This is a genomic window from Marivita sp. (assembly GCF_051251565.1).
Classification (GTDB): Bacteria; Pseudomonadota; Alphaproteobacteria; order Rhodobacterales; family Rhodobacteraceae; genus Marivita.
In genome coordinates this window covers 1-4,260 of record NZ_JBPOFB010000044.1, presented here as the reverse complement: position 1 = coordinate 4,260, position 4,260 = coordinate 1, and the positions used below count along the sequence as shown (strand labels likewise).

Genomic DNA, 4,260 nt, shown 5'->3' with positions numbered 1-4,260 from the left:
TCCCGTGCCCATAGTTCGTCTCCTTTGCTGCACATTATGCTATCAAAGGAGCGGCACCAAACCGCGACAGGTCCAACAAGTCTCAATTTCCTTGAAATCGAGCACCTCCTTGCTCTCCAACGCGTCGATCAGCGCCCCGATCTCTTTTTCGTGGCGGGCGATGATGCCGGTTGCCTCTGCCTCGGCGTCCTTGAGAAGCGTCGATACGGCCTCATCGACCCGAGCAGCGGTTTTGTCTGCATGTTCGCGCGGCTGGGCCATCGTCTGACCGAGGAACGGATGATCCTCGCGCTGGCGCAGATCCACCGGGCCTATGTCGTCGCTCATGCCCCAACGGGCGATCATCGAGCGGGCCAGTCCGGTGGCGCGTTTGATATCGTCGTCGGCGCCGGAGCTGGCGCTCCCCAGCAGGTGCTTTTCGGCCGCGCGCCCGGCCAGCAGGATGGTCAACTGGCAGTGAAGGTAATCCTCGGGCAAGGTATGATGCTCCTCTTGCTCGAGCATGTGCGTGCCGCCGAGGCTGCGCCCGCGCGGAATGATCGTCACCTTGTAGAGCGGATCGGCTCCCGGCGTGAAAAATGCCGCCGCCGTATGACCCGCCTCATGCACAGCCAGGCGGTGTTTTTCCTCTGGCTGGATTGCAAGCGTGCGCACGGTGCCCATCATCACCTTGTCGCGGGCCTCCTGAAGATCGGCTTCGGTGATGGACGCGGCGCTGCGTCGGGCTGCCTGGATCGCGGCCTCGTTCAGCAGATTTTTCAAATCAGCCCCCGAAAACCCCGGGGTGCCAGCTGCGATTGCATCCAGATCTGAGGGATCCGCAAGCGGCAGCGCCTTGGCATGGATGTCGAGGATTGCCCGCCGCGCCGGCCGGTCGGGGAGGTTGAGCATGACGTGCCGGTCAAAGCGCCCGGGGCGCAGCAGTGCAGGGTCGAGCACGTCGGGCCGGTTGGTCGCGGCCAACACCACGACGGCCTCCTTGCCCTCGAATCCGTCAAGCTCGGCCAGAATCTGGTTCAGCGTCTGTTCGCGCTCATCATGTCCGCCGCCAAGCCCGGTGCCCCGGGTGCGGCCGATACTGTCCAACTCGTCGATGAAGATGACCGCCGGGGCAGCCTTGCGCGCGGCCTCGAACATCTTACGGACGCGGCCGGCACCGACGCCGACGAAAACCTCGATGAACTCGGAGCCCGATGTCGAAAAGAACGGAACATCAGCCTCGCCCGCCAGCGCTTTTGCCAGAAGCGTTTTGCCGGTGCCCGGTGGCCCCATCAAAAGCACCCCGTGCGGCACTTCGGCGCCCACGCGTTGGAAGCGTTCGGGTTCGCGCAGGAACTCGACCAACTCGGCCACTTCCTTCTTGGCCTGATCCTGACCAGCTACATCAGCGAAGGTTGTCCGGGTTCCGCTTTCGCTGGGCTTGGAAAACCGTCCGCTGAGCAGACCACCCAGTCCGCCTGGGCCAAGTCCACCGCCGCCAAAACCGCCTCCCATCTGCCCCAGCATCCGCCGCTGGAACCATAAATAAACCGCAAGAATCAATATCCACGGCAGGAAATAGCTGAAAACTGACACGCCGCGGGGTGCCTCGGCGGTGATCTCGACGCCATGCGTCTCCAGCAGCGGAAGAAGCTCCGGATCGCCTTGGGACGGTGTGACCGCGCTGAACCGCGGCGTCGCGGCGGCAATGTCATCTTCGCCCGAAACTGTGATCGCGTGTTCTTCTAGAAGCGCCTGACCGACCTCACCGTTGCGGATCATCTGCTTGATTTCACTGTAGGAAACGATCTGGACGCTAGAAACATCATTGCTGAGGAACGCAATCGCATAAGCCGCAATGAGCAGGGCCCAGACAGTGAAAATCACCCATGGCCGCACAGAGTCGTCATTCGGCGTTTTGCGAGGCGGATCGTTTGGCATTCGCTATTCTTCGTGGCACCGCCCGATGTAGCAGCAATGATGGCCGGCTTAACCGGTCTCGAGACTTGCAATCAATGCCGCCGCCGCGTCCTGATAGAGCCTTGCCCGGGCCGGCCACTTGGCCGGCGTGCGGACCTCCGTGTCACGCAAGTGATCGATGGCCAACCGTGCGCGGGTCAGGCAGGTGACAACACCATAGGCAGTCAGCAAGGTGCGACTTGGCGGCGGGATTTTCTGCGACAACCGGAACAGCATGACGGCCCGGATCCATGCCGCTCCCGACAACGCACATTCGATCCCCAGCCAGTTGAATTCGAAAAATGGATCGGCCAGCCGGACATCGTGATCAAACTCCACGCGGTCGAAGACCACCGGCGGGTCGGCCAGACAGACATGTTCGGCGCGCAGGTCGCCGTGGCATTCGCTCAAAAGACCCTGTCCAGCCCGCGCGATGATTTCAGAGCGGCAGGATTCGAGCGCCGGGAGGGCAAAATCCAGCACGTCCGCGCCCAGCGGGCTGCCTAGATGGTGCTGCATCTCGCGCAGATGGGCGGCGTTGGTCCGACTGTCGCGCAAAAGACGATTACAAAACCGGTGGCCCATGTCATCGGTCCTTTGTTGCTTGCGATAGAAGGACACCAGAAGGTCGCCCAAGCTGACTATTTCGGAAAGTCTCGGGACCGGACCGGCCTTCAATCGGTGATCCAACAACAAATCTGCGGGAAGCCGCAGCATCTCCACCAGCCAGTCGACAACGCGCCCTTCCCCGCCCAGGGCCAACCCTCCGTCAGGCCGCTCCACCAGAGGCACGACGCCGCGATAGACCGACCCCGCCAATTCCCGGTTCAGTCGAACTTCCTCACAGCAAAGATGAGCCCGTGCCGCCAGCGTGCGCTGGTCAACATGCAAAAGCCGCACCGGTTTCTTGAGCTTCCAAGCCCGCTCTCGGGTCAGAAAGACATAGGACGCATGGGTTTCGATACATTCGGGCGGCGCTTCACTTGGCCAAAGCAACCCGTGCTTGAGGAATGCAAGCTTGTCCTTCAGCGACACCTCAACAGGTTCGCATTCCGTTTGAACAAGGGTGCTGACGGGCAAAGACATGCGGCCTGCGCCTATTCCCAAAGTTCCTGAACTGGTTTGCGCATGGCGTGCTTGACCTGCTCGAACTCGCCCCAGGATACATGCCGGCGCAAAAGGTCAATGACCGCTGCTACGGCCCGATCCGGATCGTCCAACGGCTCCTTTTGGAACCGCGATGCGATACGATCGATCAGGTCAGTCTTGTTGCGTGGTTTGACCGGAGCTTTCGAAGGGTCCCAGCCTTCGAAATACACGCCACGCACCAGCACCGGGAGCTGTGCTGCGAGATCCGCGGCCTCATCAACCGTCAGAAAATCGCGAATGGCGTGCAACGTTTCGTGCAGAAGCAAGTATGCCCGTGACTTTGGAAATCCGAGATCATCGCAGAGTTCATTCAGCCATTCGGCAAAAATCTGCGGTGCATGATCGAGCTTGGTGATACCGGTCGTGGTCATGAAACACCTTTCTCTTGAATATCGCCAAGTTCAGTATGAGCGGTAATCCCGGACAGTGCATTGATGGCCGTCAATGCCACGACTTTGCCGACCCGCGATGAACGGACATGCTGTTCTTTGCGCTCAACGGATCCGACAGGATGGGCCGACAGGTTGCCCGGACCGGGGGCTTCGACATCGCACGGCACGAGGAGCGCGAATTCGACGGTGGGGAGCACAAGGCGCGACCGCTGGTGGATGTCCGCGGGCAGGATGTCTTCGTGCTTCACTCCCTGAGCGGTGATCCGAAGGCGTCAACTAACGACAAGACCCTGCGTCTTCTGTTCTTTCTGGCGGCCTGCCGCGAGCATGGTGCCGCGCGCGTCATCGCGATTGCGCCTTACCTCGCCTATTCGCGCAAGGACCGGCAGACCAAACCCTACGATCCCGTGACGACCCGCTAACTTGCCCAATTGTTGGAGGCGACAGGGGTGGCGATGGTCGTGACCCTCGACGTTCACAATCTCGCGGCCTTCCAGAACGCTTTTCGCTGCCGGACGCTCCATCTGTCGACCGACAGACTGTTTGCGACACATATCGCAGCGCAAAGTTCGAAACGGCCCCCGGCAATCGTGTCCCCCGATCCCGGTGGCGTGAAACGGGCCCAATTGGTCCGCGAGGCACTGGAAGAGGTGACAAGCGGTTCGGTCCCTTTCGGCTTCATGGAAAAGCGAAGAAGCGCCGGCGTGGTCTCGGGTACGCACTTTGCCGGCGATGTAGAGGGATGTGCGGTCTACATCGTTGACGACATGATCTGCGGCGG

4 protein-coding genes and 1 pseudogene are annotated in these 4,260 nt (G+C 61.1%); 2 read left to right on the top strand and 3 right to left on the bottom strand.

The genetic code is table 11. The annotated features are described in order from the left end of the window. Window positions 1–42: 42 nt before the first annotated feature. The 3 genes from ftsH to ACSHXH_RS18995 form a co-directional block, all read right to left on the bottom strand. Window positions 43–1,866: an ATP-dependent zinc metalloprotease FtsH gene (gene ftsH / locus ACSHXH_RS19005; protein WP_435673371.1), complete on the bottom strand. Its 1,824-nt coding sequence runs from the start codon at window positions 1,864–1,866 to the stop codon at window positions 43–45. A 102-nt stretch (window positions 1,867–1,968) separates the two neighbouring features. Further along, complete coding sequence (locus ACSHXH_RS19000; RefSeq protein ID WP_435673370.1) at window positions 1,969–3,024, bottom strand: hypothetical protein; 1,056 nt, start codon at window positions 3,022–3,024, stop codon at window positions 1,969–1,971. A gap of 11 nt (window positions 3,025–3,035) precedes the next feature. After that, window positions 3,036–3,458 (bottom strand): DUF2267 domain-containing protein, encoded by a 423-nt coding sequence (locus ACSHXH_RS18995; protein WP_435673369.1) that lies wholly within the window; start codon window positions 3,456–3,458, stop codon window positions 3,036–3,038. A gap of 107 nt (window positions 3,459–3,565) precedes the next feature. On the opposite strand from ACSHXH_RS18995, the gene ACSHXH_RS18990 reads away from it, so the two are divergent. After that, window positions 3,566–3,901, top strand: coding sequence for a ribose-phosphate pyrophosphokinase-like domain-containing protein (locus tag ACSHXH_RS18990; RefSeq protein WP_435673368.1), 336 nt, complete (start codon window positions 3,566–3,568; stop codon window positions 3,899–3,901). 27 nt (window positions 3,902–3,928) lie between these two features. Beyond that, window positions 3,929–4,260 (top strand): annotated as a pseudogene (locus ACSHXH_RS18985) (ribose-phosphate diphosphokinase); the annotation flags it as partial.